This is a genomic window from Deltaproteobacteria bacterium, from assembly GCA_015233135.1.
Classification (GTDB): Bacteria; UBA10199; UBA10199; order JADFYH01; family JADFYH01; genus JADFYH01.
In genome coordinates this window covers 1-23,863 of sequence record JADFYH010000018.1, presented here as the reverse complement: position 1 = coordinate 23,863, position 23,863 = coordinate 1, and the positions used below count along the sequence as shown (strand labels likewise).

18 protein-coding genes and 1 pseudogene are annotated in these 23,863 nt (G+C 45.2%); 8 read left to right on the top strand and 11 right to left on the bottom strand.

Translation table 11 applies throughout. The annotated features are described in order from the left end of the window. Nucleotides 1-48: 48 nt before the first annotated feature. Both xth and HQM15_07200 read right to left on the bottom strand, forming a co-directional pair. A complete protein-coding gene (xth, locus tag HQM15_07205) occupies nt 49-807 on the bottom strand; it encodes an exodeoxyribonuclease III (protein ID MBF0492550.1) in 759 nt (252 codons plus the stop codon). Further along, nucleotides 794-2,053, bottom strand: a complete 1,260-nt coding sequence (locus HQM15_07200; protein ID MBF0492549.1) for a patatin-like phospholipase family protein — start codon at nt 2,051-2,053, stop codon at nt 794-796. The genes xth and HQM15_07200 overlap by 14 nt, the downstream gene beginning before the upstream one ends. An 80-nt stretch (nt 2,054-2,133) precedes the next feature. Between HQM15_07200 and HQM15_07195 the strand changes: the two genes are divergently transcribed. After that, on the top strand, nt 2,134-2,805 hold the full coding sequence (locus tag HQM15_07195) for a VTT domain-containing protein (protein ID MBF0492548.1): 672 nt from the start codon (nt 2,134-2,136) through the stop codon (nt 2,803-2,805). Between the two features lie 58 nt (nt 2,806-2,863). On the opposite strand, the gene alaS is transcribed toward HQM15_07195, so the two are convergent. From alaS to HQM15_07160, 7 genes are all read right to left on the bottom strand, one after another. Further along, nucleotides 2,864-5,497 carry an alanine--tRNA ligase gene (alaS, locus tag HQM15_07190; GenBank protein MBF0492547.1) on the bottom strand — a complete coding sequence of 878 codons (2,634 nt, stop codon included), beginning with the start codon at nt 5,495-5,497 and terminating at the stop codon, nt 2,864-2,866. After that, on the bottom strand, nt 5,494-5,919 hold the full coding sequence (locus HQM15_07185; GenBank protein MBF0492546.1) for an aspartyl protease family protein: 426 nt from the start codon (nt 5,917-5,919) through the stop codon (nt 5,494-5,496). The genes alaS and HQM15_07185 overlap by 4 nt, the downstream gene beginning before the upstream one ends. 9 nt (nt 5,920-5,928) lie before the next feature. Beyond that, on the bottom strand, nt 5,929-7,011 hold the full coding sequence (gene recA / locus HQM15_07180; GenBank protein MBF0492545.1) for a recombinase RecA: 1,083 nt from the start codon (nt 7,009-7,011) through the stop codon (nt 5,929-5,931). A gap of 114 nt (nt 7,012-7,125) precedes the next feature. Next, nucleotides 7,126-8,532, bottom strand: a complete 1,407-nt coding sequence (locus HQM15_07175; protein MBF0492544.1) for an efflux transporter outer membrane subunit — start codon at nt 8,530-8,532, stop codon at nt 7,126-7,128. Nucleotides 8,533-8,556: 24 nt separating this feature from the next. After that, the gene (locus HQM15_07170) at nt 8,557-11,652 is read right to left on the bottom strand and encodes a multidrug efflux RND transporter permease subunit (GenBank protein MBF0492543.1); all 3,096 of its coding nucleotides are present in this window, start codon (nt 11,650-11,652) and stop codon (nt 8,557-8,559) included. Between the two features lie 3 nt (nt 11,653-11,655). After that, entirely contained in the window at nt 11,656-14,778 is a 3,123-nt protein-coding gene (locus tag HQM15_07165) for a multidrug efflux RND transporter permease subunit (protein MBF0492542.1), read from the bottom strand. Further along, nucleotides 14,775-15,974 carry an MdtA/MuxA family multidrug efflux RND transporter periplasmic adaptor subunit gene (locus HQM15_07160; protein MBF0492541.1) on the bottom strand — a complete coding sequence of 400 codons (1,200 nt, stop codon included), beginning with the start codon at nt 15,972-15,974 and terminating at the stop codon, nt 14,775-14,777. The genes HQM15_07165 and HQM15_07160 overlap by 4 nt, the downstream gene beginning before the upstream one ends. A gap of 270 nt (nt 15,975-16,244) precedes the next feature. On the opposite strand from HQM15_07160, the gene HQM15_07155 reads away from it, so the two are divergent. Continuing rightward, nucleotides 16,245-17,120: a hypothetical protein gene (locus tag HQM15_07155; protein ID MBF0492540.1), complete on the top strand. Its 876-nt coding sequence runs from the start codon at nt 16,245-16,247 to the stop codon at nt 17,118-17,120. On the opposite strand, the gene HQM15_07150 is transcribed toward HQM15_07155, so the two are convergent. Continuing rightward, nucleotides 17,117-17,752 (bottom strand): GNAT family N-acetyltransferase, encoded by a 636-nt coding sequence (locus HQM15_07150; protein MBF0492539.1) that lies wholly within the window; start codon nt 17,750-17,752, stop codon nt 17,117-17,119. The genes HQM15_07155 and HQM15_07150 overlap by 4 nt on opposite strands. Nucleotides 17,753-17,906: 154 nt before the next feature. Here HQM15_07150 and HQM15_07145 point away from each other — a divergent pair. The 4 genes and pseudogenes from HQM15_07145 to HQM15_07130 all read left to right on the top strand — a co-directional run bounded on the left by HQM15_07145 (nt 17,907) and on the right by HQM15_07130 (nt 20,547). Next, nucleotides 17,907-18,056, top strand: a pseudogene (locus HQM15_07145) (NAD(P)-dependent alcohol dehydrogenase). Nucleotides 18,057-18,161: 105 nt separating this feature from the next. Beyond that, nucleotides 18,162-18,461, top strand: coding sequence for a hypothetical protein (locus tag HQM15_07140; GenBank protein MBF0492538.1), 300 nt, complete (start codon nt 18,162-18,164; stop codon nt 18,459-18,461). 291 nt (nt 18,462-18,752) lie between these two features. Next, nucleotides 18,753-19,769, top strand: a complete 1,017-nt coding sequence (locus tag HQM15_07135; protein MBF0492537.1) for a YncE family protein — start codon at nt 18,753-18,755, stop codon at nt 19,767-19,769. A 16-nt stretch (nt 19,770-19,785) separates the two neighbouring features. Beyond that, nucleotides 19,786-20,547: a hypothetical protein gene (locus tag HQM15_07130; protein MBF0492536.1), complete on the top strand. Its 762-nt coding sequence runs from the start codon at nt 19,786-19,788 to the stop codon at nt 20,545-20,547. A 197-nt stretch (nt 20,548-20,744) separates the two neighbouring features. Here HQM15_07130 and HQM15_07125 read toward each other — a convergent pair whose 3' ends face one another. Then, entirely contained in the window at nt 20,745-22,322 is a 1,578-nt protein-coding gene (locus HQM15_07125; protein ID MBF0492535.1) for a PD40 domain-containing protein, read from the bottom strand. Between the two features lie 208 nt (nt 22,323-22,530). Between HQM15_07125 and HQM15_07120 the strand changes: the two genes are divergently transcribed. Both HQM15_07120 and HQM15_07115 read left to right on the top strand, forming a co-directional pair. After that, nucleotides 22,531-22,737, top strand: a complete 207-nt coding sequence (locus tag HQM15_07120) for a hypothetical protein (GenBank protein ID MBF0492534.1) — start codon at nt 22,531-22,533, stop codon at nt 22,735-22,737. Between the two features lie 52 nt (nt 22,738-22,789). Beyond that, nucleotides 22,790-23,779, top strand: coding sequence for a toll/interleukin-1 receptor domain-containing protein (locus HQM15_07115; protein MBF0492533.1), 990 nt, complete (start codon nt 22,790-22,792; stop codon nt 23,777-23,779). Nucleotides 23,780-23,863 lie beyond the last annotated feature (84 nt).

Sequence of the window (23,863 nt, the reverse complement as noted above, 5' to 3'; positions counted from 1 at the left end):
GTGGACCATAACCCCTCCTAACCTCCCCTTAGCTTAAGGGGAGGGACTTTATGCAGTTTCCAAAACCACCGGACAATGATCCGACCCTAAAACCTCGTGTTGATAATAAGATTTTTTCACCTGCGAAACAAAGTTTTCACTTACAAAAAAATAATCAATCCTCCAACCCACATTTTTTTTTCGTGCAGCGGCCCGATAAGACCACCAGGAATAATGTCCGGGGTTTGGATTAAGCTTTCTGAAAATATCCACATAACCATCAAGCAGCAGCTTATCGATCCACGCTCTTTCCTGCGGAAGAAACCCTGTGTTCTCCTGATTTTCCTTGGGACGTGCCAAATCAATCTCCTGGTGAGCGGTGTTGAAATCTCCACAAAGCAGAACGGGTTTGGAAGCCTTGAGTTTATTTGCTAGAGCGAGGACGGCATCGCTGTACTCCAATTTAAAGGACACGCGGGAAAGATCATCTCGACCATTCGGATAGTAACTATTGATGAGAAAAAAATTTTCATACTCGGCAATAATAGTTCTTCCCTCGTCGTCAAAATGAGGAATCCCCAGGCTGAGCTGCACCTCAATGGGTTTTTGCTTGGTAAAGAGAGCCACCCCGCTATAGCCAGGGCGCTGGGCGGGATTCCAATAGGAATGATAACCCGGGAATTCCTTGAGGAGCGGGGTGAGTTGTTCTGTTTTACATTTAATTTCCTGAAGTCCCAGGATATCAGGATCTGTTTGAGCAAGCCAATCGTGAAAGCCCTTGGTGGCTACAGCGCGGAGTCCATTTACATTCCAGCTAATCAGTTTCATGAGGGGTTGATAAAAGATCGATCAAACGGTCTTTCTGTTTTTTGGCATCTTGATAACCGAGCTCAACCAGATCTTGTATATACTCTTTGGAAAAAGTCAGATAGCTGAGCAGCTCTAGAGAATCTGTGGCATTGACGTCAAGTACTCTCAAGAGCAATTGTTCCATCGCCGAAAGCTTGTAAACCCCTTTTGAAAGCTTGGTGTACCATTGCTCGAAAATATTGCTGATAAAAGTGGAAGGTAAAATTTCAACGACATTAATTTTTTTAAGCCCGCGCTTGGCAATGTCGACGGTCCTTCTTTCTTTGGAAAGCATTCTGTTGATTTTTGTCAGATAATCTTTTCCGTAAACTTTTTCACTCCATTCTATCACTTTATTAATGCGATCCATCTGCTCCAGGTCGTATTGGACACGATCCAGAAAAATCATGTTCATCACTCGTCCTGCAAGTTGGGCAATCGTGGGAGGCGTTTTCATTTCAACATCATCGTAGGCACGAATCTCTTGTTCGGTGGCCTTGTGTCTCAGCCCCACCATGATGATGCCCGAGGCATTCAATTGAATCGCGGGAGACATGGGCGCAAAAAGACGCAAGCCGCCATCGGTGTAATAGGTTTTTCCAATTTTAATAGTGGGAAAGATGACAGGAATAGCGGCCGAGGCAATGACATGTTCGGCCTGAAAATTCACCTCATGAACCCGATATTCTCCGGTGTAGTTGATTTCGGGTTTCTTTTTGATAAAAAGTTCACAGCGTCCACTTTTGGTGTTGGTTGCCGTCACGGTAAGGGCATCCACTGTGCCTTTTAAAACATTCTTATTGAGCTGGGCCCAGGGGATATTTTTTTTGAGATATTCACGCAGGGGATTAGTATCTAAAATGTAATTAAAATGATGGGATGAGCTTTTTTTGGAGCGGAGAGGATTCAGGGCAATGAGATTTCGAAACAAGCCCCCCACAGAAGAGGAAATAAACTGTGCGGCTGCCGAAAAACTTCGATTGTAGACATCTTCCGGCTTTAAGTTTGACCAGAATTCCCGAATAATTTTGCCTTGAAGCTCAGGATCGTGAGCAAAAGCGGCTACGGCGGCGGCATTGATGGCTCCTGCTGAAGAACCCGAGATGATCTCAAAGGCCCTGGAACTGACTGTTTTAGGCAGGCCTGTACGAATATAATTAATCACACCGGCTTCATAGGCCCCCCGAGCACCGCCCCCTGATAGAACCAAAGCAATTTTCCCCATAATTATTTTTTCCTATTCAAATATTTTAAAAGAAGTAGAAGGCTTTAATCAATTACTATTAATAGCTTTTAAGGGAACTCATGAATTCTTTTTATCAATTCTTAACAGAACTTCACTCCAGTGGCGGACTTGAACAGCTTATTCGAACAGGTGGGCCGTGGTTAATCATGTTTATCATTTTTTCAGAAACAGGCTTGCTGGCCGGTTTCTTTTTACCGGGCGATTCTTTGCTGGTGACCGCCGGCTATCTCACCACAAAAAGTTTTGGATACCACCAACCCATTTTAGATTTTTATTTACTTAACCTTGGATTAATTGGCGCAGCATTTATTGGGGACCAACTGGGCTACTTTTTAGGGAACAAGACCGGACATAGAATTTTTGCCAAAGCGGACGGACGATTTTTTAAAAAGAAATATGCCGAGGATGCCCATGCCTTTTATGAAAGACATGGTGGCAAGGCGGTGGTGATGGCCCGCTTTGTTCCCATCTTCAGAACCTTTGTTCCCTTCATCGCCGGCGTTGCCGAGATGCCCTATAAAAAATTTATTTTATTCAGTATCTTGGGAGCTAGCCTTTGGATTATTTCCTTAACTAGCGTTGGGCATTTTTTGGGTAAAAGCGCCCTGGGAGAAAAAATTCATAGCATCATTTTGTCGGTCGTTTTTATCTCCATTTTACCGATGCTGCTCACGCTGATCAAAAAAGCCCTCCTGGCGCGTCGGGCTAAAATAAAAACTACATTGGGATAGGGGGAAACCAGCACACTATTATCCAAGCAATCGCTCTCCAGACTTGCTGTTAGAGTTCTCATTTCATGATTTCATAAAACTTCTTCAAGGCCTCTTCTATCTTCTCCACATGAGTCCCTCCCGCCTGGGCCATATCAGGTCTACCTCCGCCGGAGCCACCGATAATTTCTGCCAACGGTTTAATGATCTCACCGGCCTTGTATTGGGAACAGAGTTCTTTGGACACACGAACAATGAGGGTCACTTTGCCTTCCATAGCTGCGGACAAGAGCAGCACACCATTTCCCAGCTTTGCCAGAAGCTGATCCGAATAGGCGCGTAAAGAATTAATATCTTCGGCCTCCACTTTTGTGGCCAAAAATTTCGCACCATTTTTTTCACGGATGTCTTGAGCAGTATCCGCTGCAGAGTCTCCTGAAAGCAGCTTCTTGCGAAGAGCTGCAATTTCTTTCTCCATTTTTTTGGTCTGCTCGCTCAGTTTATTTAATTTTTCAGGCAAGTCACTCACCCCTACCTTCAGTTGCTGCGCAAGCTGCTTCAATTGACGCTCCAACTTGCGGCAATACTGGAGGGCGTCTTGTCCCGTCACAGCCTCAATACGACGCACACCGGCGGCGACTGAAGTTTCTTCCACAATTTTAAAGAAGCCAATTTCGCCGGTATGATCGATATGAGTTCCCCCACAAAGTTCAGTTGAAAAATCACCCACGCTCAACACGCGAACTTTGTCTCCATATTTTTCTCCAAACAAGGCCATCGCGCCGGTGGAAATAGCCTCGTCATAAGCCATTTCTTTTTTTGCGACAGGAATACTTTCGCGGATTTTTTGATTCACGATGGATTCAATCTTCTCCACTTGCTCGTCCGTCAGCGGCTCGAAATGACTGAAATCAAATCTCAAGCGATGAGGCGCCACTTGTGACCCCGCCTGACGAACATGATCTCCCAAGACCTGGCGGAGCGCAGCATGCAATAGATGTGTCGCCGTGTGATTGAGTTGAGTCGGTGTACGAAATTTGGCATCCACGCTCAGATGGATAAGGTCCCCCGTTTTCACGAAACCTTGCGTAACTTTTCCAATATGCACCACGTAATCGGGCACGGGTTTTTGGGTATCTTCGATTTGAATCTTAAAATTTCTTCCACTGAGTGTTCCCACATCACCCACTTGTCCCCCCGACTCGCCATAAAAAGGAGTTTGTTCTGCGAGGAGATAAATTTGATCGCCCACTTTTGCTTCGTTGATTTTTTCACCATTGCGAACCATGGCCAACATTTTAGAATCGGCCTCCAAACTTTCATATCCCAAAAATTTTGTGGGAGGAAAATGCTTGGCCAACTCTTGATAAACTTGGGCCACTTTTTCCTGACCTGAACCTCTCCAGGCACGGCGGGCGGATTGTTTCTGGGTCAGCATGGCTTCTTCAAAGCCTTCCATGTCCACGATATAGCCTTCTTCATCGGCGATATTCTGGATGAGATCGACGGGAAAACCAAAGGTGTCGTAAAGTTTAAAGACGATGTCTCCCGCAAAACACTTTTCCCCACTCTGCTTCAGCTTTTGTTTTTCGGCCTCAATCATCTCCAGACCTTTTTCAAGGGTGGTGAGAAAGCGTTCTTCTTCAGCTTTGATTACCGATTCGATAAAGGTTTTGTGTTTAATTAATTCGGGATAGGCCTCGCCCATTTCAGCCACCAAGGTATCGAGCAATTTATAAAAGAAAGGCTGATTCTGCCCCAGCATGCGTCCATGGCGAATGGCACGGCGCATAATACGTCGCAGCACATAACCTCGGCCTTCGTTGGCAGGTTGCACACCGTCACCAATTAAAAAAGCGGTGGCGCGGATATGATCGGCCAATACTCGAATGGAAACCGTCGTGGCTTCATTCACTCCACATTTTTTTCCGACCAACTCTTCTATTCTGGAAATGAGCGGCGTGAACAAATCACATTCATAATTGGAAAGTTTTCCTTGCACCACACAAGCCAGACGCTCCAGGCCCATTCCCGTATCCACACTGGGTTTGGGCAGATCTTCCATAGTGCCATCCGCACTGCGGTTATACTGCATGAAAACCAGATTCCAGATTTCTACCACTTCACCCGAATCGGCGGCCTTCAAAAAGCTCTCTTCAGTCTCTTCAAATTTTACCCGAAAATCATAATGAATTTCGGTACAAGGTCCACAAGGGCCTTCTTCGCCCATACTCCAAAAGTTGTCTTTTTCACCCAGACGAATGATCCTTTTAGGATCTATCCCTATCTCTTTTTCCCACAAAGCTGCCGCTTCATCATCTTCGCGGAAAACCGTGACCCACAAACGATCTTTGGGCAAATTCATCACTTTAGTTAAAAATTCCCAGGCATAATGGATGGCGTCTTTTTTGAAATAATCCCCAAAAGAAAAATTTCCGAGCATCTCAAAAAAGGTATGATGCCGATGAGTACGACCCACGTTTTCCAAATCATTGTGCTTTCCCGAAACACGCATGCATTTTTGGGAGGTAGTTGCCCGCTTGTAACTCGCTTTTTCTAATCCCAAAAAAAGATTCTTAAACTGCACCATGCCGGCATTGGTAAAAAACAAGGTCGGATCATTGCTGGGAATCAGCGAAGAACTTCGCACACGTTGATGATTTTTAGATTCAAAATATTGAAGAAATTTTTCTCGGATTTGTTTGGAATTCATATTTTTTTCAATTTACTCTTCGGAATAAACGGTGTCTCCGGATTTACAATCAACTTTTCTTGAAGCGGTTCGATCCGCACATCCATAATTTCCATGGGAACCACTCCCAAAAGGGGTTCTGCATTACCAGGTAACACAACAGGTTCCACCATCGCCCGTCTATTCTCAAAACGAATCTCTACTGCAGCGACAACCTCCAGACGCATTTCGGAACCATCCGCCAATTCCACTACCCTTTCCTCAATTTTTTCCAAGCCTAGCTGTTCCTTGATATGTTCATTAATGGATAAAGTATAAGCCCCACTGTCGACGAGTATTTTGACTGGAAGCGTTCTGATCTCTTTTTCCTGAATTTTCTTCTTTCGAAAAAGAACCAAATCGTCTCCGGAAGTGAGTTCTATGTCGGCATAAACTAATCCCATAAATGCCTCCTAATTCAACTTCTCTTTCTCTCTCTTCTTTTCCTTGGCTTCTATTTTAGATTCTTCTTTTCCCGCCACAGGGGCTTCGCTTCTGACAATGCCATAATTTTCAAAAACCTGTTTTTCAATTTTAGCCGCGATGCTCGGATTATCTTTTAAAAACTGCTTCGCATTTTCGCGTCCTTGTCCCAAACGTTCTCCCTGGTAGGTAAACCAGGAACCACTTTTTTCGATAATCTCACTGTTGGCCGCCAAATCGAGTAGATCGCCATCCTTGGAAATTCCTTCTCCGTAGATGATATCAAATTCCACTTCTTTAAAAGGAGGAGCCACCTTATTTTTGACAACTTTCACGCGGGTTCGATTTCCCACCATTTGATCCCCTTGTTTGATAGGCCCGATGCGGCGTATATCCAAACGGATGGAGGCATAAAATTTCAGCGCGTTTCCACCGGTAGTCGTTTCCGGATTTCCGAACATGACCCCAATTTTCATGCGAATTTGATTGATGAAGAAAAGCAGGGTTTTACTTTTGGAAACAAGCCCTGTCAGCTTACGTAGGGCCTGACTCATCAAGCGGGCTTGAGCTCCCATCTGTGCGTCACCCATATCGCCTTCGAGTTCTGCCTTGGGAACCAACGCTGCCACGGAGTCGACCACAATGACATCAATGGCATTCGACCGCACGAGGGATTCTGCGATCTCCAGGGCCTGCTCACCGGAATCGGGTTGGGACAGCAGCAGATCTTCTACCTTCACCCCCAGTTTTTTTGCATATTGAATATCAAAGGCATGTTCCGCGTCGATAAAAGCCACAATGCCCCCCTTCTTTTGGGCCTCAGCAATGGCATGCAGGGTGAGTGTGGTTTTACCGCTGGATTCCGGCCCATAAACTTCCACAATGCGCCCCTTGGGAAAGCCCCCTACGCCCAAGGCTAAATCGAGGGAAATAGAACCCGAGGGAATGACCTCCAGGGCCTCCTGCACATAATCTTTATCGCCCATGCGCAAGATAGAACCTTTGCCAAATTGTTTTTCGATGGATTGCAGTGCAAGTGCGATGGCTTTTTCGCGTTCGCTGATATTTTCCATAATGACCCCCCCTAAAGAAATGTCGGATTAAATTTTTACTAAAAGCAGCTCTGGCGAAGTAAGCACAGCCAATCGAGATGTCAAGGCGAGAACTCAATCGCTAATACAGGCTTTTCAGGGAAGCCGGAAACTCTCCCATCCCCCTCCCAGCGCGCGGATAAGCGCAACTGTCAAGTTCATGCGACGACCGATCAATTGAACAGCATTGCGTTTATTTGTGAGCAAAATATTTTCTTCCACAATTACATCAAGATTGGAAACAGTTCCCGCTTTCAGGCGAGCACTTTCGATTTGTAGAGATTTTTCGGCGGCTTTCACGGCGGAATTTTGTTGAGCAATCTCCTGCGAAAGTAAACGCAGTGCCGCGAGATTGTCTTCCACTTCTTTGAAGGCATTCAGCACGGTTTGACGATAGAAGGCCACCGATTCCTCATAGGTGGCATGCGCCTGTCTAACTCCTGCTCGGCGGCGACCGAAATCCAGCAAGGTTTCAACAGCAGACGCGCCTATACTCCAAAAGCTAAGAGGAGAACTCAATAGCCCTGTATATCCCCTCGAAGAGGTTAAAGAGAGGGCAGGGAAATAAGCGGCCCGTGCTTGTCCAATTTGAGCATTGGCCGCCATGACGAGTCTTTCGGCCGAAGCAATATCGGGTCGTCTCTCCAATAATTGAGAAGGAAGTCCTGCTGGAATAGAAGGAGGCTCGCGTTGAATTTGGCTAAGCGGAAGAGAAAAAGTAGAAGGCGACTCGCCAATCAGAACCGCGAGGGCGTGTTCAAATTGAGCCCGTGCTATCCCAAGATCTGTCGCCTGCGCCCGCGTGCTCTCTAATTGCGTTTGAGCCTGGGCGACCTCCAGCTCCGAAGAAATTCCGCCCTGCAATCGTATCTGATTGAGCTTCAAGGCCTCCTGATAATAAGTCACGGAAGAATTCAGAAGGCCGATTTCCATATCCAATTCTTGCAAGGAAAAAAAATCGGTCGCAAGTTCTGCCTGCATGCTGAGCTTCATGCCTTCTAATTGAGCTGCACTCGATTGGGCCCTAGCCTTGGCGCCCTTAAAAGCCGAAGCCGTTTCCCACACATTCGACTCCCAGGAGGCAGTTCCCGATAAGTCAAAGCTATGACTCATATCGCCTCCCGTATTTTTTCGATTGAGTGCAGGTTGTATCGTGACCGTCGGTAAAAATACCGCTCGGGCACCACTCACCAAGGCACGGGCCTGACGATACCGCGCCTCCGCTTGTTTCACATTCTGATTGCCACTGGCAATTTTCTGTTCCAGCTCATTCAATTGAGCATCCCCAAAAAGTTCCCACCAGGGTCCGCAGGCCAAAAGATCGCTGGGAATCGCCATTTTCCATTGCTTCGCTTCCTCGGGAGTAGCCTGTTCTTTAAAGGCAGGAGCCGTTTCGACTGTAGGGCGGATATAACGAGGAGCTAAGCAGGCGCCTAGGTTTGCCGCCAAGGCCAGCACAAATAATTTTAAAATTATTTTTTGGGTGGGGATGAAATTCTGCATGATATTCTTCTTCCTATTTATTTTTTACACCCTCTTAAAACGCCTCTGAATTCGAACTCGAAGTTGTTCAACCCTAATTCGTAACCGTTCCATATAAAGGTAAACCACCGGCGTCGTAAAGAGGGTAAGCATTTGACTGACAATTAATCCCCCCACGATGGCAATGCCCAGGGGGCGTCTCAATTCCGAACCGGTTCCTGTCCCCAAGGCCAGCGGTAAGGCCCCGAGTAAGGCAGCCAGAGTCGTCATCATGATAGGTCTGAAACGCAGCAAACAGGCTTCGTAGATGGCTTCTTGGGAACTTTTCTTTTCTTGCCTCTCGGCCTCCAAGGCAAAATCGATCATCAGGATGGCGTTTTTCTTGACGATCCCAATCAACAAAATAATTCCAATCAAGGCGATTACACTCAATTCCATCCGGCAAATCAGTAGTGCCAACAAGGCCCCTACCCCTGCGGAGGGAAGCGTGGAAAGAATGGTAACAGGATGAATGTAACTCTCGTAGAGAACCCCCAACACAATATACACGGCAAGCAGGGCACTCAAAATCAACAGCGATTGATTGGCTAAAGAATCCTGAAAGGCCTGAGCCGTTCCTGAAAATTTTCCGGAAATCACCGCCGGCATTCGAATTTCATCGGTCGCCCTGTGAATGGCTTCTACTGCTTCCCCCAGAGAAATGCCTTCCGGTAAATTAAAAGAAAAGGTCGTGGAAGGAAGTTGCCCCTGATGATTAACCACCAACGGAGTTTTGGCCGGTTCGAAACGCGCAAAGGCGGCCATAGGCACATCGTTACCCGTAGGAGTGTGCACAAAGAGTGTTTTTAATATCTCCGGATTTTGCCAATAGACAGGTGCAACTTCGAGCACCACATGATACTGATTGAGAGGCGTGTACATCGTGGAAGCCTGCCTTTGACCAAAGGCGCTATACAGGGCATCGTCAATATTTTGCAGCGTCAAACCCAAGCGAGACGCCGTGTCGCGATCAATCGAAAGCATCATTTGCTGACCATTATTTTGCTGGTCGGAATTCAAATCGACCATTTGTGTCAGGGTGCGCAACTTTTTCAAAACAAGAGGGGACCAGGTGTTGAGGAGATCCGAATCCTGACTCTGCAGGGTAAATTGATATTGGGCATTGCTGGATCGACCTCCCACACGAATATCTTGAACCATCTGCATGAATAGCGTTGCCCCCGGCACATTTGCAGTCTTTTGGCGAATACGGGCGATCACCGCTTCCGCTGAAATTTTACGTTCTCCAAGATCTTTCAACGCAATGAACATCCGGCCTGTATTGCTTCCTCCGGACCCTCCTGTAAAGGCAACAATATTTGCAATCGCAGGATCCTCCATGATTATCTTTACAAATTGCGCCAGCTTCTGTTTCATCCACTGAAAGGAAATACTTTGTTCGGCTTGAATCGATCCGGTTAAGCGCCCTGTATCCTGCTGAGGGAAAAACCCCTTGGGCACTTCAATAAAAAGTAAAACATTAATGAAAATTGTAATTCCCAGAACAACGAGTGTCAGTGCCTGATGATGCAACACCTTTCGCAAGGCCGACGCATAGGCCTCATGAATACGCTGAAATAATCTCTCGCTCCATTGATAAAGTTTCCCCTGCTGCTCCACACTTTCATGTTTTAAAAATCGGGCAGACATCATGGGGGTAACAATGAGAGAAATCAGCAGAGAAACGACGATGGCTACCGAAAGAGTCACCGCAAACTCGCGAAAAAGGCGTCCCACAATTCCACCCATCAATAAAATTGGAATAAATACCGCGATCAGTGAGAGGCTCATTGAAAGTACGGTGAAACCAATTTCCTTTGCCCCCTTCAACGCGGCGGCGAAAGGATCCATCCCTTTTTCCAGATGTCGGGCAATATTTTCGATGACCACAATGGCATCATCCACTACAAAACCGGTCGATACCGTGAGGGCCATGAGCGAGAGATTATCTAGGCTGTAACCCAGCAGGTACATGACTGCAAAAGTCCCAACCAGAGAAAGAGGAACGACGATACTCGGAATTAAGGTGGCCAAGACGTTTCGAAGAAAAACAAAGACGACTAAAACAACCAAGGCAATAGAGATTAAAAGCGTGACCTCCACATCTCGAATAGAAGCACGAATGGTCGTCGTGCGATCCACCATCGCTTGCAGTTTCATGGCTGAAGGAATGGAGGCCTCCAGCTGGGGCAAGAGCGCATACACTCGATCCACTGTTTCAATAATATTGGCCCCCGGCTGGCGAAAAATAATTAGAAGGACAGCCGGCTTACCGTTGGCCAGTCCTGCATTCCGAAGATCCTCCACCGAATCTCGAACCTCTCCTATATCGGAAAGTCGTATCGCGGCACCATTGCGATAGGCCACAATGAGCGATTTATATTGATCGGCCTTAAGCAATTGGTCGCTGGCATAAATCGACATCACGCTATTTCCCTCGGCCAATTCGCCTTTGGGAATATTACTATTCGCAGCAGACAAAGTGGCGCGCAGAGAATCCAGGGCGATGCCGTATTTGTTCACTATAAAGGGATTCAATTCTACCCGTACGGAAGGAAGCGAGCTTCCTCCCACCGAAACCTGCCCCACCCCGCTCACCTGGGCAATCTTCTGTTGCAGGATGGAAGAAGCCGCGTCGTAGAGACGCGCGGTATCATAAATATCTGAGCTCAGAGAAAGAATTAAAACCGGTGCATCGGCTGGATTCACTTTTCTGTAAGTGGGATTGCTCGGCAAATTCGCGGGAAGATTGCTGCGTGCCGCGTTGATCGCGGCCTGGACATCTCGCGCGGCGGCATCGACATTACGACTCAAATCAAATTGAAGGACGACAGTGCTAGAGCCCGTATAACTGGTAGAGGTCATTTCGGTCACACCCGCAATATGCCCAAGTTGGCGCTCCAGCGGTGTGGCTACAGAAGAAGCCATGGTGTCCGGATTGGCGCCCGGAAGTCCGGCAGAAACTTGAATGGTGGGGAAATCCACCTGGGGCAAAGGAGAAACGGGCAAGAGACGAAATCCAATAATCCCCGCCAGGGCTAGAGCCAAGGTGAGAAGAGAGGTGGCAACGGGACGGCGAATGAAGGGTTCAGAGATATTCATTTCTCACAGGCCCTCCAGGGGAATGGGTTCCTTGTTTTCGTGTCTTGCCTTTTTTCGCCATTCGGCAAACCAGGTCTTGAGACGATCAAATTGCAAATAAATGACAGGGGTCGTAAACAGGGTAAGCAGCTGACTGAAAAGCAAGCCCCCGATGATGGTAATTCCCAAGGGGCGGCGCAATTCCGAACCGGTACCACTCCCAAAGGCAAGGGGCACAGCCCCTAGCAAGGCTGCCAGGGTAGTCATCATAATGGGTCGAAAGCGCAAAAGGGAGGCTTGGTAGATGGCTTCTGCAGGAGACTTTTTCTCTTTACGTTCGGCCTCCAGGGCAAAATCGATCATCATGATGGCGTTTTTCTTCACAATACCGATGAGTAAAATAATTCCAATAAGGGCTATAATTCCCAAATCCTGGCGAAAGAGAATCAGCGCCAGGATGGCCCCTACGCCTGCAGAGGGTAAAGTGGAAAGAATGGTCACCGGATGGATATAACTTTCGTACAAAATTCCAAGGACGATATAGACCGTGATAATCGCGGCCAAAATCAGTACCAGCTGATTTTGAAGTGAGGCCTCAAAGGCCTGGGCCGTGCCCTGAAAATTGGTCTGAATACTCGCCGGCATCTTCAATTCAGTTGTCGCTTTGTGAATGGCCTCCACCGCCGAACCCAGTGAAACAGACGAGGCCAGGTTAAAAGAGAGAGTGACCGAGGGAAATTGGCCCTGATGATTGATAGAAAGCGGTGTCGAAATGGTTTCGGAGCGTACGAGAGACATCAGGGGAACTTGGGCCCCGCTGGGAGTCGCAATGTAAATCCCCCCCAAGCCCTCCAAATCTTTCTGCCACTCCGGCTTGGCCTCTAACACCACATGATACTGGTTGGATTGGGTAAAAATCGTGGAAACTTGCCGCTGGCCAAAGGCATCGTAGAGGGTATTGTCAATCATCTGCGGTGTAATTCCAAAACGTGACATCGTATCCCGATCCAGGTTGAGAAAAAGCCCCAGTCCATTATTTTGTTGATCACTCGCCACATCTTTTAAATCTTTGAGGGATTTTAATTTCTCCAAAAGCTGAGGGGCCCACAGGGCCAATTCTTTTGAACTGGGGCTTTCAATCGTATATTGATATTGGGTACGGCTGATCCTGTTTTCTACCGTCAGATCTTGTATAGGCTGCATATACAGGGTGATGCCCGGAATATCGGCCAAACGTTTTTGAAGACGAAGAATAACTTCGGAGGCGTTTGCATCCCGATCTTCCCGAGGTTTTAAGATGATTTGAATACGCCCGCTGTTGGGAGTGCTGTTTGCCCCATCGACTCCGATAAAAGAAGAAAGATTTTCTACCGCAGGATCTTGAAGAATGGCCTTCACCAACTCTTGCTGATGCTGCGCCATTTGGGCAAAAGAAATACTTTGTGAGGCATCAGAAATCCCAAGAATCACGCCCGTATCTTGCACAGGGAAAAATCCCTTAGACACAAAATAAAACATCAGAAAGGTGAGGAATAAAGTTCCTAAAGCAATGGCTATCGTTTCTTTTTGATGTCTCAAGACAAACTTTAACCACTTCCCATAAGATTCGAGGGTGAGGTTAAAATATTTTTCAAAAAGCCGACTGAAGCGCCCTTGCTGTCCCTCTTCTTTGTGTTTTAAAATTTTGGAAGCCATCATGGGTGTGAGCGTGAGAGAGATAATAGCGGACATCATGATGGTCACCGCCAAGGTCACTGCAAATTCCCGAAAGAGACGACCCACAATATCACCCATGAAAAGCAAGGGAATCAGCACTGCAATTAAAGAGACCGTGAGTGAAACGATGGTAAATCCAATCTCACGGGCTCCCTTCAAGGCGGCTTCCAGCGGAGGCTCTCCCCCTTCAATATAGCGCATGATATTCTCAACCATCACAATCGCATCATCGACGACGAAACCGGTGGAGATGGTGAGGGCCATGAGCGACAAATTGTCCAGACTGTAGCCCAATAGATACATGACGCCAAAAGTGCCAATGAGCGACAAAGGAACCGCGATGCCCGGAATGAGAGTGGCGGAAAAACTTCTCAAGAAAACAAAAATAACTGCCACCACCAAAAAGATAGTCAAAACCAGTTCAAGCTCTACATCCTCCACCGAAGCACGAATGGTCGTGGTCCGATTGGAAATAATGGAAACCTGAACGGTAGAAGGAAGTGAGGCCTTGAGTTGAGGAAGCACTTTCTGAATGTTGTCGACCAAGCCAATAATATTGGTCCCCGGTTGGCGCTGAATATTGAGCAACACGGTGGGCCTGGTATTCACCCAGGCCGCTTGTCGGATATTTTCTGCACTATCGACCACGGTCGCCACATCCGATAAGCGGATAGGTGCGCCCTTACGATAAGCAACAATGAGAGGGGCATATTCTTTGCTGGAAAGAAGCTGATCATTGGCGCCAATGGTCCAGGATTGCCTCGGACCATCAAAGACCCCTTTGGCCTGGTCCACATTCGCCTGTCCCAAGGCCGTTCGAATATCTTCCAAACTCATGCTATAGGAAGCAATCGCCGTAGGATTGACTTGAACACGCACGGCGGGACGCTGTCCTCCGCTAATGCTCACGAGACCTATGCCAGGCAGCTGAGAAATTTTTTGAGCAAGTCGGGTATCCGCCAACTCTTCCACCTGGGGAAGCGGCAAGATGTCCGAAGTAAGAGCTAAAGTGAGAATAGGAGCATCCGCCGGATTGTTTTTACTGTAAATGGGAGGATTAGGAAGATCCCGGGGAAGATAACTCGAAGCGGCATTAATTGCCGCCTGGACTTCTTGTTCGGCCACATCGATATTCAGGTTAAGAGAAAATTGTAAAATGATGAGAGAACTTCCAAAAGAACTCGTTGAAGTCATTTGTGTCAGCCCCGGTAACTGGCCAAATTGCCGCTCGAGAGGACTGGTCACCGAAGAGGTCATGACTTCTGGATTGGCGCCTGGATAAAAAGTCTGCACCTGAATGGTCGGATAATCCACTTGGGGAAGAGCAGAAATAGGCAATTCGCGAAAGGCAAAGAGACCCACCAAAAAAAGTCCAAGCATCAAGAGCGAAGTGGCCACTGGACGTAAAATAAAAATACGGGAAGGACTCATTTTTTAGACTTCCTCGTCCCCGGTTTGGATTCGGTAGAGGCAGCGTCTGAAGCATTGGAATTGTTATTGGGCGCTTGAACCTTGACAGAACTTCCCGGTTGAAGTTTATCGGCTCCATCAATCACCACAGTTTCTCCGGGCTGCAGACCACTTTCGATTAAGGCATTATTTCCTTCGACAAGACCCAGCTTCACCGGCCGCATCTCGACCTTATTATCTGCTGCCACCACATAAACAAAAGTCCCTTGAGAGCCGCGCTGAACGGCCACCGGAGGAATCAAAACCTGATCTTGCTTGGTCTCGAGCAAAAGCCGAACATTCACAAATTGATTGGGAAATAACAAATTGTCTTTGTTGTCAAAAACGGCCTTGAGTTTCAAGGTTCCTGTATTCGGATCAATTTGATTATCCAGAGTGAGTAATTTCCCTGAGGCCAGCTTTTGGGATTTATCACGGTTATAGGCCTCTACCGTGAGTTGGAAAGTTTTATTAACCATTTCCATTATCTTTGGGATGTTATCTTCAGGAAGTGTAAAAACAATAGTGATAGGTTGGAGTTGGGTGATCAGCAACAAGCCATTCGCGTCAGACGCATGAACCATGTTACCGGGATCCACCAGACGCAGACCAATACGACCACCAATGGGAGAGGCGATGTGGCAATAATTCAATTGAAGTTTAGCAGCCGCCACAGCCCCCCGATCGCTTTTTACCACTCCCTCATCTTGAGCGACAAGGGCCACTTGGGTATCCAATTGCTGTTTTGAAACTGCATTCTGGGCAAATAAACCTTTGTAACGTTGCAGATCCAAACGGGCATTCGTGAGCAAGGCCTCGTCTTTTGCGAGCTGTCCTTCTGCTTGGGCCAGTTGTGCTTGAAAAGGACGGGGGTCAATCTCAGCCAACACCTCTCCCTTTTGTACAAAATGTCCTTCCGTAAAGGGGGCTGAGATTAATTGCCCATCCACTCGGCTCCGCACGGTAACCGAGTAATAAGCAGTAACCGATCCCAACCCATCCAGATAAAAAGGGATATCCCCCAACTCCGCAGTGGCTACGCTCACTGCGAGGCCTGTTTTTTTATCTGGTTTAGAGCGGGTATGAAATGCCCAAATCGCCAGAAACAGAAATAACCCAAGTCCCATCCAACGCCACAGAGGCTGTTTCAGCCACAATCTTCTTTGCCAAAAAATCAATGAAAACCCTCCCTTTTTTTTAAAGACGACATTAAACAAAAAAGGTTCAAGCTAATTTTCTAATCCCAATTATGAGGAAGTGAAAGGATAGCTGGATCGAGATAATCTTGGGAAGTTTTTTCCGTCCACAATCCTTAATTTCTTTTTACATTTACCTTATTCACCATTAACCCATTAATTTTCTTCTTCTGAATGAGGCAATAAGGGTTTGGCATGTGGTTTGCTAGTTTAACACCCTGGGGACAAAACAAAATTAATGGGAGCATTTTTATGACACTTAACATTTCGAATTTGAATTTGAATCTTCTAGCAAACTCGATCTTAAATCCTTCGAGTTCTTCGCAACAGCAGAATGCGGCCTCTAGCTGGGTGATCGATCCTAATGCCGGAACGAGTACTGATCCCAATTCGGCATTATCTTCTTCCCTTTTGGGCTCCACCGATCCCAATGCTACTGACAATTCACTTTTATTCACTCCCCTACTCAGTATTTCAAATACTGCCCAAATTTTATCCAAAAGACAAAATTCCATCTCCAAAACACTTACGGAAGTAACCGACAATGCGAGTCTGGTTCAAACCGCCCAGGGGGGCTTGAGCCAGGTGAATAATTTGTTAAATTCCTTAAAAAATCTTTTGACCCAGGCTGAAAGCTCCACCCTTTCTTCCCAAGAAAGAACCACAATCGATCAGAATATCAAAAGTACTTTAGAAAACTATACCCAATTGATCGACTCAACCCAATATTCGGGGCAACAGCTTTTCTCTAATGAAAAAACAATTTTTGTAAACACCAGCGACACCGATTCAGAAAATAAAGCACAAATTCATCTTCCCAATCTGTCCGCTCAAGCTCTTGGGCTAGATCAGCTGGATGCCTCTTCTCCTCAAAAGGTGCTACAGTCTCTGAATATTTTGAATAAAGCCTTTTTCACTTCCAACTCTGCTTCTCTTCAATTACAAAATGTTTCCTCCCAGCTCAGCACAGCTTCGGATTCTCTACAAAAGGCTTTGCAAAGCATCCTCCAGTTTCAATCTATCACTTCGAGTTCAGCCAGCGCTTTGGCTCAAAGCATGCAACCAAGCGATCTAAGCCAAACCCAAAACACAAGCTCACTCGCTAATATTGCCCCTTCGCTGCTTTAATTCTTAGATGAATCCAAATCTAAAACCATTCGATAAACATTTTGCAAAAGGCCCCGCTTACCTTTAAAAAAGAAAGACTTCTCGCCATGATTTTCAAAACCTAATTTTTTATAAAGATTTTGTGCCACAAAATTATCCGTATCCACATCCAGAGCGCAAAACTGAAATCCCTCCGCTTTTGCTTTGGCAAATTGCTGGGACAAGAAAAAGCTCATCGCCCCCTGATGTTGAAAAGGTGGATCAATCGCGAGATTCGCGATGTAGAGCGTGTGTGACGGAGGCAAAGGCAAGTAATCGTCCAAGCCCTCTTCTCGTTTAAAAATAACAGCTGCATCTTGCCGATAAAATTCTTCCACATGTGCTTCGTGACCCTTTTCCAAAACAGCATAATTCTTACGACTATAGAAAGCACCGACTCCCATTACTTCTCCTGACTTCTCTAAAACACGGTGCACTTCATGCGAAAGAAAATCTTTTTTCTTTTGAAAGGCATAGTGCAGAAAATCGAGAGGAGAGTGTTGCGAGCTAGAAAAGAGAAAATCAAAATCTCGCGGAGACGATTGGTAAATCAGCGAGCACGCTTTGTGAAAATCTTCTACTGCTGCATTGCGAATGTGGAAAGAGTCTCTCATTCGAAAAGGCTACCCCTTCTAAAAAGGGATGTCATCCCTGCCAGATTATTGTAAGCGCAAAAAATCAGCCACGATTTCAACCGAAAGGAAAATTTATGACTCAAGCCAAAGCCTATGCCGCCCATCAAGCCAAAGAACCTTTAAAACCTTTGCGGAAACTCAAGAAATGCTCGATTTCTGTGGCAAGCATAACATCGTTTGCGACATTGAAGAGATTGCGATTCAGAAAGTGAATGAGGCTTATGAGCGCGTGGTGAAGAGTGATGTGAGGTGTCGGTTTGTGATTGATATGGGGAGTTTGTAGAGAATGCGAAATTTAAGTTAAAATGCAAAGTGTTTGACAAAACCCTTTGCAAAAAATCTAAACTTTTTCTAGCTCTATAAACGCCTTCCCCAGAAAATTACGAATATGAATCTTACGCCAAAAAAAGATGCGGACTATTCCACTTGGCTGAAAGAGCTTAAAAATAAAGTTCGCAGCGTCCAACTCAAGGCGGCTGTAAAAGTAAATATTGAACTACTTCAGTTCTATTGGGATTTGGGTAAAGACATCGTTGAAAAACAAAAACATACACAATGGGGCGATGGTTTTTGTTCTATAAAGAAGAAGCTGAAAAAAGCCAACAAGCTGTTGGCTTTTTGTTTCAAGTACCTTGGGGTCACAATCGATGTTATTTCGATACGAAGAGTAAAAAAATTCTCAAAATAGTTTCTTAGCTTTTTTAATAATAAATTAATGATGAATACTCAAAAAAACATTCTCTCTTTCCCATTTTTACAAAGAAGATAAAAATGATTCCCCAAACCCAAACCGAAACATTTGCCCGCAATTGGATGGATTCCTGGAATAGCCATGGATTATCACTACGGCAAGTGCTTTGCGTATCACAACTGTACTCGAAGAACTGAATAGCTATAGAAATTTTTTAATGAGTGGGGAAGGGAAAAGACTTTGGGAAATTGCGGAGAGATGGGTGGCTTAATTATTTTAGAGGTATTTATGAAAAAATTGTTTCTAACATTCATCGTAGTGCTTTTCTGTTTTTTACCTTTTATCGCAGAAGCAAAATATCATATTGATCATCGTATTGCCTTAGAAGGAAATCAAGGCTGGGATTGGCTGATTCTCGATGAAAATGCAAATCGACTCTACATCACACGCGGGACAGAAGTGGATGTGATGGACCTTGCTACAGAAAAAATCATTGGAACCATTAAAAATCTTTCGGGAGTTCATGGCGTCGCCCTTGTTTCCACCTTGCACAAGGGTTTTGTCAGCAATGGTAAAACTAATACCGTTACTTCTTTCGATTTGAAATCTTACAAAACTCTGAGCGAAATCCCGGTGGGGAAAAAACCGGATGCCATCCTTTACGACTCGTTCAGCAAGAGAATTTTTGCCTTTAATGGGGAGAGTCATGATTCTACGGTGATCGATGTTAAAAAAGATTCAGTGCTTCAAACGATTCCCTTGAATGCTAAACCTGAGTTTGCGGTTTCAGATGAAAAAGGAAATATTTTTGTAAATCTGGAAGATAAAAATTCTCTAGCGGTGATGGATGCCAAGCAAATGAAGCTGATCGCGGAATGGCCTCTGACACCCTGCGAATCCCCGTCAGGTTTAGCAATCGATCAAAAAAATCATCGACTTTTTTCAGTGTGTGAAAATGAGAAGATGATTATTTTAAATTCGGACACAGGTGCATTTATTACGAGCGTGAGCATCGGTAAAAAACCCGATGCTGCAGCCTTTGAGCCTGTAACCCAACTTGCATTTTCTCCCAATGGAGAAGGCACTCTGAGCGTGGTGCAGGAAAAAACTCCGGATCAATTTGAAGTCATTGCCAATGTCGCTACACAAAAGGGCGCACGGACGATGGCCCTTAATTCCAAAACTCATTCTGTGTATCTGATTACGGCAAAATTTAGTGATCCTTTGCCACCCACTGCCACACAACCTCATCCCCGACCTTCTATCCTTCCGGGGACTGTGGAAATCCTCGTGATGAAAAACTAATTCAAGCAGAGATCAAATGGGAAACACTACTATTGAAAAAAATCTGAGCAAAGTGCCTGAACTCACCCTCATTTTCTGGATGATCAAAATTACAGCAACCACCTTGGGAGAAACCGCAGGGGATGCCGTCTCGATGTCGATGAATTTAGGCTATCTGGTGAGTACGCTGATCTTCGCCACAATCTTTTTAATTGCGGTGATTGTCCAGATTAAGGCCACTCGGTTCCACCCTATTATTTACTGGTCTACGATTATCGCTACCACCACTGTGGGTACGACCTTAGCTGATTTTGCCGACCGTTCTCTAGGCGTGGGTTACGCGGGGGGGAGTTTATTACTTTTTGTTTTATTGATGAGTTCTCTAGCCACTTGGTATTGGACTTTGGGTTCTGTTTCTGTGGACACAGTCCGCAATCCGAAAACGGAGATGTTTTACTGGGTCACCATTATGTTTTCACAAACTTTGGGAACTGCCTTGGGCGACTGGACTGCCGACACGGCAAGTCTTGGCTATCGCGGAGGGGCTATCCTATTCAGCCTTTTACTGGTTATCGTGGCGGTTCTTTATTTCTGGACACGTATTTCTCGCACATTCCTCTTTTGGGCGGCATTTATTTTAACCCGACCCTTAGGTGCGGTGGTGGGTGATTTTTTAGATAAGCCCATCGGCTCCGGCGGCCTGGCATTGAGTCGCTATACTGCATCCGCAGTGTTGTTCCTATTTATATTAGGCTGCATCGTGATTTTTCCCCATCGAGCAAGCCAAAAAGCTCACTAATTTGGCATGATTATTCATGCAGGTCCCCGGGTCCGTGATGAATCCAAATCTAAAACCATTCGATAAACATTCGCGATGACAAGTCGTTATTATCACTCTGAGTACTTAGAGCAATACTGCATTCAACAGGGGCTCTTTGGCGAGGCGAGTGTGAATGTTTTGAGGCTGAATTTGGCGCTGGATTTGGTTCAAGCTTTTTAAGGATCCAAAAAATAATCCACACCAAATCCTAATAAGGGGTAAGCATAGGGATTATTAGTCTCTGGGTCGATGCCCATAAAAGAGCCTACACCGTAACGACCATCAGGAGAGATAGCGCCTATGCCAAAACGGAGTCCTAAGCATAAGCTTTGATAAATGAGAGAACGCCGTCCTGTATTAAGATCGAGTGCAAGCAGTTCTTGAGCGCCGGCGGCCATGTAGCCGGGTGGAAGGGTATTCCACATGTCTGGCAGGATTTGAGGATCACTACTTGTTATAAACGCGCGGCTTCCATCACGACTAATTCCATAGGTGTCGGAACGTGTAAAGTAATTGGGACTTCCCAAGGGTCTTCCATCAGGAGTGGTACTCAAGAGACGCAAACCTCTTCCTTCTTCCCATAAAATAGCATGATAAGTACGGAAGCCTGTTGTTCCTGGGATTAAATTATCTGATGCTGAGGTAAATAAGACCCTTCGCCCATCTCCTGAAATATACGGTTCCAAAGAATAATGGCTACCCTCCTGTCCTGAGATAGAGGAAGAGAGACGAATGGTGTTGTTTGTTCTTCGATCAAATAGATAAACTTGGGCATACAGTACATCGTCTGAAGAATTTGAGTTTGCTGTAAAGACCAAACGATTTCCATCGGCACTTAATGCCAACTCCTGAGTCAGGGTTCCATCGAGCGGAGATACGGGAAAATGGATGTCAGAAGGAAGAGGCAATCGGCTCATCGTTCTACGTGCCACATCATAGGCGAAAATACCCCCATTGCCATTAAAATCACTTGTGAGATTGCTGGCGCGAGAGATAAAGTAAACGGTGCTTCCATCTGCACTGATCACTCCTGCAACACTAGAAGCATCTCCCGCTGTGAGGCGGCGCGGTGAGTTGGGATTTTGCAAATCAACCAGCAAAATTTGCTCAGGGCCTGCTGCATGAGGGCTTTCTATCACTACCGCATAACGTCCATCGTCTGAAAGAGAACACGTTCTAGAAGAGAACTCTTGATTGTGTACTATAGGCAAACGAGTAATACCGCCTGTACCTCGATTCAAAATGGCATAACCGTCCACATAAGGAGTATATGTTGAAGGAGGAAGCGGGTCTCTTGGGGGAACATAATTCCATTCCTGATAACAAACAAACTCTCCGTTGGGGCCCCCTAAAACAATAGCGTTTAAAGGTGTGTTGGGTCGAATAGAGGCCAGAGGTGTAAATGGAGCATAGGTATTGCAGACAGAAACAAAACCATCGGGCCTGTCTGTAGCACCAGCATCTGCATTGGATTCATTCACACCTAAACTGGCTGAACAGCCTACGCCAGGGATCAAATCAAAAATGGAAAAATTCTCCCAACCCCGGGTCCAAAAATTTCTTGAAGGTGCTTGGGGGGCTTGAGCATAGTGGTTTGCAGCATTTTGAGAAGCATAGGCAGAAGGATTTGTCGTTGGAGGCAGAGGTGTTAATCTTGCGAAAACCACAGGCTCACTGGGATCGTGCGATACAGGCGCATGGACAGGAATAAAACTTGCGGTCGGAATTCTTTTTGTACCACCTTGTGAAGACATAAAATACCTCCTAAGTTAAAATAATAATTGCTGCTCTTGTTTCACTTATCGACTCCAATCAAAAAAAGTTGCTAACGCGTCGTGTTGGGATGCATTTAATTACTGGGGGTAAAAAAGAGCAAAAAGTAAGGAAAGTTTAATTTTGCTTAGAGATAAAAAGAAGGCGAGGATTTCTTGGTTTGAAAAGGACAAGAAAGGAGCCTCGCCTATGATCAGCTACGAACTGATCGTTCGGATAGAACTAGCGGAAGATTTCGGTAAATATCAAGAGATTGAGAAAAATATTTTAGAGGCGTCACGACTTGCTGCGTCAGACTTAATGAAGCAGATTTATCTGGATTATGAGAAGCGTTGGATCAGTAAACATGCCGTGCAGAAAAACATTCTAGTTTACAGGCTACTGGAATTTACCTAGAGCCTAGTAAAGAAGACTTAATAGAAGCAATGGAGTGCTTAGCAGCTTAATTATGAAAAATCATTTAGAAGAATTCAAGGACCATTGGCAGCTAATTAAATCAAAGATTTTATCATCTTCTCTCGAAAGAATTTCCAAAGAACGAATAAGCATTCTTCAAAAAATGAATACCAGAGGAATGCTAAATAGTGGAATGGCCATTTCCGAAGTAATAGAAAATTTCTTTAAAAATTTAAGAGAAAGAAAAAGTGACTTAATTCAAGCTTTTAAAAACTTAATAATTCAGAAAAATTTTTTCCCAAGTGATGATATTAAGAAAATTTTACAAATTGATTTAGAAACAATATTTGATCCTGAAATTGCCCTAAGAAGTTTATATAATGTTCACATTTTAAAAGAATCTCTAGATACTCAAAGCCAACAACTCAAGAATCAACTTATTCTTGAACATAATCCATTAAACAGTGATTTAGAATTACTTTGGCTTGAGCTAAAAGATCATTTTTCCAACAGATTAAATTCAAAAGCAAATCTCAAAGCATTCCTTAGTTATTCTACTAAAAATAAATTAGAAGGGCGCAAAGTTAAAGCTAAATTAAAAGAATTAGGAATAGATTGCTTTTTAGCACATGAGGATTTGATAGTTTCTGAGGAATGGAAAAAAAGAATAATTCAAGAGCTACAAATATGTGATTTTTTTATTCCCATTCTTAGTGCAGAATTCAAAAGCTCAGATTGGTGCTCTCAAGAAATTGGTTTAGTTTCTCAACGATCTGATGTTATTTTCATTCCTCTTTCTTTAGATGGCACAGTTTCCTTCGGCTTCATTTCCCATATTCAAAGCCAAAAAATACAACCGAGCTCTTTATCAGAAGAATTTTTTAAGCCTCTTATTGATAAACACCCGATTCCAATTATTCCTCATCTTATTAAACGCCTTGAGAAGGCTGGGACCTTTGCTTATTCAGAAAGCCTACTAAAGTTGTTAGAACCTCATTTTTGCGAAATCGCAAGACAGGGACCCAGTGATCCGCAAGGATAGGGACCCACTCGGAGCGTAGCGACGGATCTTATTTTTTCTTTTTATAGGTGGGTCCCTATCGATGCAATTTGTTTTTTTCTGGGC

Excerpts from the sequence above, each read along its gene's own strand:
- HQM15_07125 (MBF0492535.1), bottom strand. The coding sequence starts at position 22,322 with ATGTCTTCACAAGGTGGTACAAAAAGAATTCCGACCGCAAGTTTTATT.
- HQM15_07155 (MBF0492540.1), top strand. The coding sequence starts at position 16,245 with ATGACACTTAACATTTCGAATTTGAATTTGAATCTTCTAGCAAACTCG.
- HQM15_07175 (MBF0492544.1), bottom strand. The coding sequence starts at position 8,532 with ATGCAGAATTTCATCCCCACCCAAAAAATAATTTTAAAATTATTTGTG.
- HQM15_07120 (MBF0492534.1), top strand. The coding sequence starts at position 22,531 with ATGATCAGCTACGAACTGATCGTTCGGATAGAACTAGCGGAAGATTTC.
- recA (MBF0492545.1), bottom strand. The coding sequence starts at position 7,011 with ATGGAAAATATCAGCGAACGCGAAAAAGCCATCGCACTTGCACTGCAA.
- HQM15_07165 (MBF0492542.1), bottom strand. The coding sequence starts at position 14,778 with ATGAGTCCTTCCCGTATTTTTATTTTACGTCCAGTGGCCACTTCGCTC.
- HQM15_07185 (MBF0492546.1), bottom strand. The coding sequence starts at position 5,919 with ATGGGATTAGTTTATGCCGACATAGAACTCACTTCCGGAGACGATTTG.
- HQM15_07195 (MBF0492548.1), top strand. The coding sequence starts at position 2,134 with ATGAATTCTTTTTATCAATTCTTAACAGAACTTCACTCCAGTGGCGGA.
- HQM15_07150 (MBF0492539.1), bottom strand. The coding sequence starts at position 17,752 with ATGAGAGACTCTTTCCACATTCGCAATGCAGCAGTAGAAGATTTTCAC.
- HQM15_07200 (MBF0492549.1), bottom strand. The coding sequence starts at position 2,053 with ATGGGGAAAATTGCTTTGGTTCTATCAGGGGGCGGTGCTCGGGGGGCC.
- xth (MBF0492550.1), bottom strand. The coding sequence starts at position 807 with ATGAAACTGATTAGCTGGAATGTAAATGGACTCCGCGCTGTAGCCACC.
- HQM15_07140 (MBF0492538.1), top strand. The coding sequence starts at position 18,162 with ATGAATCTTACGCCAAAAAAAGATGCGGACTATTCCACTTGGCTGAAA.
- HQM15_07130 (MBF0492536.1), top strand. The coding sequence starts at position 19,786 with ATGGGAAACACTACTATTGAAAAAAATCTGAGCAAAGTGCCTGAACTC.
- HQM15_07135 (MBF0492537.1), top strand. The coding sequence starts at position 18,753 with ATGAAAAAATTGTTTCTAACATTCATCGTAGTGCTTTTCTGTTTTTTA.
- HQM15_07170 (MBF0492543.1), bottom strand. The coding sequence starts at position 11,652 with ATGAATATCTCTGAACCCTTCATTCGCCGTCCCGTTGCCACCTCTCTT.
- HQM15_07115 (MBF0492533.1), top strand. The coding sequence starts at position 22,790 with ATGAAAAATCATTTAGAAGAATTCAAGGACCATTGGCAGCTAATTAAA.
- alaS (MBF0492547.1), bottom strand. The coding sequence starts at position 5,497 with ATGAATTCCAAACAAATCCGAGAAAAATTTCTTCAATATTTTGAATCT.